The sequence below is a fragment of the Cyanobacteriota bacterium genome (assembly GCA_025054735.1).
Taxonomy (GTDB): Bacteria; Cyanobacteriota; Cyanobacteriia; order SKYG9; family SKYG9; genus SKYG9.
The window spans coordinates 1-4,520 of sequence record JANWZG010000337.1; the positions used below are offsets into that span (position 1 = coordinate 1).

Genomic DNA, 4,520 nt, shown 5'->3' on the forward strand with positions numbered 1-4,520 from the left:
TAGAACCCAAAATTCCGCTGGATATTTTGGAAACGATAACCAGTCAGCGCGGCGTGTCTGAAGCAGAGCGAGCAGTATTGGTGTTGGCGTTAGATGGCCATTCCACTGAGGAGATGGCAAAAAGCTTGGGGATTAGCTCAGCAGCCGTGCGCAAACGGCTGGGTGAGGTGTACAAGAAATTTGCAGTGCCAGGGAGCAGTCGTGGCAAGCTAGCAGAGTTGCATCAAATTCTGTGCCGTTTACAGCCTCACCGAGAAAGCCAAAAGATAGCAGAAAAACGCCCAAGTGTAGAAGATTGGGGTAGTGCGCCAGCCTTGGAAGTGTTTTATGGACGTGAGGATGAGTTGTGCTGTTTGGAGCAGTGGATTGTATCAGACGGTTGTCGGCTAGTGGCCTTAGTTGGCATGGGCGGCATAGGCAAAACGGCCCTCGCCCTGAAACTGGCAGAACGGATTAAACATCATTTTGAAGTGGTGATTTGGCGATCGCTGTTCAACCCCCTCCAACTGTCAAAGCTGCTAGAAGACTGGTTATCGATTCTCAGCGACACTCAAGAGTCACCATTGCCAGAGAGGACTGACGATAGAATCTCGCGGTTGCTGGAGTGCTTAAGCCAGCGTCGATGTTTGCTAATTTTGGATAATGTTGAAACCATTTTGCAGTCTGATCAGCTCACAGGCTACTATCAAGACCGCTACAAAGATTATGGTGATTTATTCACTCGCATTGGTGTAGGGCGACCTGGTGACCCTAAGCATCAGAGTTGCCTAATGTTGACGAGCCAAGAAAAACTGCGGGAGATAGCACTATATCAGGATGAAACATTGCCCGTGCGATCGCTGCCTCTGAAGGGCTTGACGAATGATGAAGCCAAAGAAATTTTGGATGCTAAGGGACTGAAGGCTACCGATGACGATCGTAAACAATTGATTAATCGTTACATTGGCAATCCATTAGCCCTAAGGATTGTAGCCACAACCATTCAAGAGTTATTTGATGGAGATGTGAAGCGGTTTTTACAGCAAAGTACTATTCTTTACAGTGGTCTGCGTAATTTGCTGGATAATCAGTTTGCTCGACTCTCTGATAAAGAAAAGCGAGTGCTGTATTGGTTGGCTATCAGTCGAGGAGAACAGGTGTCACTGACTGAATTGCAGCGAGATATATTGCCGCCAACTGACCAGTCAGCGTTGCTAGAGATCTTGGAGTCCCTCACTCGGCGATCGTTGATTGGCAACACTACTGTTTTCTCTCTCCACCCAGCCGTGATGGAGTATGTGACAGGGCGGTTCGTGGGCACTATCTGTAATGAGATCTGTAATGAGATCAGGACTAGCTTGACAACGCTCACAGATGCGCCTACAGGTGAAAAACCGAAGGTATGGCCTCTATTCAACAGCCACGCTCTGATTAAGGCCCAAGCCAAGGACTATGTACGAGAAAAGCAAACTCAAGAAATTTTAAACCCTATCCTCAATCAGTTGGAGATTACCCTTGGTAGCAAACAAGAAATTCAAGACCGGCTCCGGGCCATGCTTGACCAATTGCGAGGTAAATCATTACTAGAAACGGGCTATGCAGGGGGTAATATCTTTAACTTACTCCGGCAGTTAACCTCCGATCTTAGCCAGTACGATTTCTCTAACTTGACGATTCGGCAAGCCTATCTGAAAGGGGTAAACTTGCATAATGTTAACTTCGCAAACTCAAACCTAGCGAAATCAGCCTTTATCGAAACCTTTGGCAGCATTTTGACTGTTGCCATTAGTCCAACCTATCACTGGCTAGCGACTGGCGACACCAAAGGAGAGATTCGGATTTGGCAAATTATTGATGGAGAGCAGCGATCGCTCTTGGCTGGCCACGATGGGTGGGTGCGCTCTCTGCGCTTTAGCCAAGGGGGACGACGGCTAGTCAGTGGCAGTGACGATGGCACGGTAAAACTCTGGGATACAGATAAACTCCAGTGCTTACAAATCTTTCGAGGGCACGCCGATGCTGTTCGCACCGTTGCCGTAGCTGATCATGTACCCATAGCAACAGATGGGTCGCGAGGCATGATTGCTAGTGGTAGCAATGACAAGACGATTAGGCTGTGGGATATGGACGATGGTGAGTGCATCAGAGAGTTGCCCGGACACACGAGTTGGGTGCAATCTCTAGACTTTAGTCCTGACCATCGCTACTTGGTTAGTGGCAGCGGTGACCAAACTATTCGGATTTGGGATATGGCTACGGGTAAATGTTTGCGCGTTCTCAAGGGGCACGATCGCACGGTGCGATCGGTCAAGTTCAGCCCTGATGGCAAACTCTTGGCTAGCGGTAGTAGTGACCAAACCATCCAGCTATGGGATACCACGACTTGGCAAGTGCTAAAAACACTGACAGGACACAACGGTAAAGTTTGGTCAGTGGATTTTAGTCCTAACAGTGAGTTGTTAGCAAGTGGTAGCGATGACCAGACCGTGCGCCTATGGGACATTGCCCTTGAGACTTGTGTCAAAATTCTAGAGGGACATAGCAGTCGGGTTTGGTCTGTAGCCTTTGGTTATCCCCTCTCTAGTGATGAGCCAGGGGGCATTGTTGCTAGTGGCAGTGATGACCAAACAGTCCGCATCTGGGATATAGACAAGCTAGAATGCCGACGCACTCTTCAGGGGTACAGTAATAGTCCCCGATCGGTTACTATTTTCCCTGGGTTTGACTTGAAATCTCCTGCAACTCAATGGGCTGCCAGTGGCGGCGATGATCAACTCGTTAGAGTTTGGGACTTCTCAACCGGGGAATGTTTGCAAGAACTGCATGGCCACACTAGTCGTGTGGGTGCGGTGGCAGTTAGCCCCGATCGACAGATACTAGCCAGCGGTAGTGATGATCAGACCGTGCGAATATGGGATGTCAACACCTGGCGATGCTTAGATATTTTGCATGGTCACACCAATTGGGTGCGAGCAGTGGGATTCAGCCCAGACAGTAACGTGTTGGCGAGCGGCAGTGACGACAGAACAATCCGACTGTGGGCAACAGCTACTGGTAAATTGCTCACCACGTTGGCAGAGCATGGCGATTGGGTGTGGACTGTAGCCTTTAGCCCGGATGGTCAGTGGCTAGCTAGTGGTAGCGCTGATTACACCGTCAGGATTTGGAATCTCAAAACCTATAAGTGTGTGCATGTCCTAAAAGAACACACTGATTGGGTGCGATCAGTGGTGTTCAGTTCTGATAGCCAACTCCTTGCCAGCGGTGGTGGCGATCGTACGGTCAAAATCTGGGACGTTGCCAGCGCTCAATGTTTGAAGACACTAAGATTCAACAACCGCATCCGTTCCCTGGTGTTTAGCCCTGACAGTACACAATTAATATGTGCGACTGAAGACAAGGCGATCGAGCGTCGCATTATTGAGACCGATCAACGGCTGGATAGCCTATTGGGGCATGAGGACTCAGTGCGATCGATCTCCCTCAGTGCTGATGGCACTGCCCTAGTCAGTGGCAGCCGAGATGGTACCATCCGCCTGTGGAATTTGCACACCACCCAAGCAGTGACCTACCTGAGAGCCAAACGTCCCTATGAAGGCATGAACATTACCGGGGTCAAAGGTTTGACTGAGGCCCAGAAGTCTACCCTAAAAGCCTTAGGCGCAGTGGAAAACAGTGGGCCATAGACCGCTTACAGTGGCAACGCATAGAAGCCCAAGTGAGTGGCGATCGGGCGCTGGCGCATGGGAACACGAGTTTGGATAGGAGCATTTAGAGTTTTGGCGCTACTAGTAGGGGTAGCCATAACCAGAGTTGTGGAACCACCACCATCCAAATTCAGCGCCGTGTAGACCCCTAGACGCTGCAAAATGGCCACCAATTCCTGGAGAGTGACCCCCTTGCTATAGCTCAGTTGTTTGCCATCCGCAAGCACAAGCCACAACTGTCGTCCTGTCTTGTCTAGAGCTACGACAGTGCGAGGATAGGGTTGATGATCTGCAAAATGGGGTTGACTAGGGGAGACTGGTTCTCCGGCTGCCACTAGGATTGTGTTGCCTGCGATCGCCTGTTGAGTTTCCCTAGGACAACGCCCGCTAGGGTAAATTTCCCGCACGGCCTAGTAAAAAACAAATGGTTGGCCAGCCAGATTCAACTGGGGAATAAGTAACGCCATTGGAGATAGCCTGCCCTACAATGCCGATGGGATCACCGCTGTGGGGGTAGTAGTCCCAGGGAGTATTTTCCCGGATGGGGAAGAAGTAGCTGCCATTCACCGCCAGTTGCAGCCCAAACTCTTCAAGAAACTCCGAAGTAGTGCGAGCGAGAATCTCGTGGTTATCCAGACTAGAGTTTCCAGGTGTGACCAATACCCTGAGTCCAGGAGTTGCCAAGTCTACGGTTACAATGTGCAACCAGTGGTGTTGTGGAACGCTGTGATATTCCGGCTGATAGGTAATGCCTTGGAACAGGGGCGTTTGAGAAATTGTTTGGCTGGGTCGCTGAAATACTAGCCCAGCATAGAAGAGGAATGGAGCAGCAAC

The 4,520-nt window shown here is 50.1% G+C and carries 3 protein-coding genes; 1 reads left to right on the top strand and 2 read right to left on the bottom strand.

Annotated features, from left to right (window positions below; all coding sequences use genetic code 11):
- Positions 1–3,665: NB-ARC domain-containing protein (locus NZ772_14485; GenBank protein ID MCS6814758.1), on the top strand; the 3,665-nt coding region annotated here is incomplete at its 5' end.
- Positions 3,666–3,670: 5 nt separating this feature from the next.
- On the opposite strand, the gene NZ772_14490 is transcribed toward NZ772_14485, so the two are convergent.
- Together NZ772_14490 and NZ772_14495 are read right to left on the bottom strand one after the other, a co-directional pair.
- Complete coding sequence (locus NZ772_14490; protein ID MCS6814759.1) at positions 3,671–4,093, bottom strand: phosphodiester glycosidase family protein; 423 nt, start codon at positions 4,091–4,093, stop codon at positions 3,671–3,673.
- On the bottom strand, positions 4,074–4,520 hold a 447-nt coding region (locus NZ772_14495), incomplete at its 5' end, for a phosphodiester glycosidase family protein (protein ID MCS6814760.1). The genes NZ772_14495 and NZ772_14490, both read right to left, overlap by 20 nt.